1 protein-coding gene is annotated in these 1,107 nt (G+C 47.3%); it reads right to left on the bottom strand.

The annotated features are described in order from the left end of the window. A partial coding sequence (tuf, locus tag Q4Q49_RS22105) for an elongation factor Tu (RefSeq protein WP_312000457.1) occupies window positions 1-1,107 on the bottom strand: 1,107 nt, incomplete at both ends.

Genomic DNA, 1,107 nt, shown 5'->3' with positions numbered 1-1,107 from the left:
TACACCAGCACCAACTGTACGACCACCTTCACGGATTGCGAAGCGTAAACCTTCGTCCATCGCGATTGGGCAAATCAGAGTCACTACCATTTTGATGTTGTCGCCAGGCATTACCATCTCTACGCCTTCTGGCAGTTCGATAGTACCGGTTACGTCAGTTGTACGGAAGTAGAACTGTGGACGGTAGCCTTTGAAGAATGGAGTGTGACGTCCACCTTCTTCTTTTGACAGAACATAAACTTCTGATTCAAAAGTGGTGTGTGGGTTGATTGAACCTGGTTTAGCCAATACTTGACCACGTTCTACGTCATCACGCTTAGTACCACGTAATAACACACCACAGTTCTCGCCTGCACGACCTTCGTCAAGCAGTTTACGGAACATTTCTACGCCAGTACACGTCGTTTTAGTCGTAGTGCGAACACCAACGATTTCAACTTCGTCACCCACTTTAACAATACCACGCTCAACACGACCAGTTACTACTGTACCACGGCCAGAGATTGAGAATACGTCTTCGATTGGCAGTAGGAACGGCTTGTCGATGTCACGTTGTGGTTCTGGAATGTAAGAATCCAGAGCTTCAGCAAGTTCGATAATCTTAGCTTCCCACTCTGGTTGACCTTCTAGGGCCTTCAGAGCTGAACCTTGGATTACTGGTAAGTCATCACCTGGGAAATCGTATTCTGACAGAAGTTCACGCACTTCCATTTCTACTAATTCCAGTAATTCTTCGTCATCTACCATGTCACATTTGTTCATGAACACGATGATGAAAGGTACGCCAACCTGACGAGAAAGCAGGATGTGCTCACGAGTCTGTGGCATTGGACCGTCTGTTGAAGCTACTACTAAAATCGCGCCGTCCATCTGTGCAGCACCAGTGATCATGTTTTTAACATAGTCAGCATGGCCTGGGCAGTCTACGTGTGCGTAGTGACGTGAAGGCGTGTCATATTCGATGTGAGAGGTATTGATGGTAATACCGCGCTCACGCTCTTCTGGAGCGTTATCGATTTGAGAGAAGTCTTTAGCTTCGCCACCGTAGGTCTTAGCCAGTACGTGAGAGATAGCTGCAGTCAGTGTGGTTTTACCATGGTCAACGTG

The organism is Shewanella sp. SP1S1-7 (assembly GCF_031932105.1).
In the GTDB taxonomy this organism is placed as follows: domain Bacteria; phylum Pseudomonadota; class Gammaproteobacteria; order Enterobacterales; family Shewanellaceae; genus Shewanella; species Shewanella baltica.
This window is presented reverse-complemented; position numbering and strand designations above follow the sequence as displayed.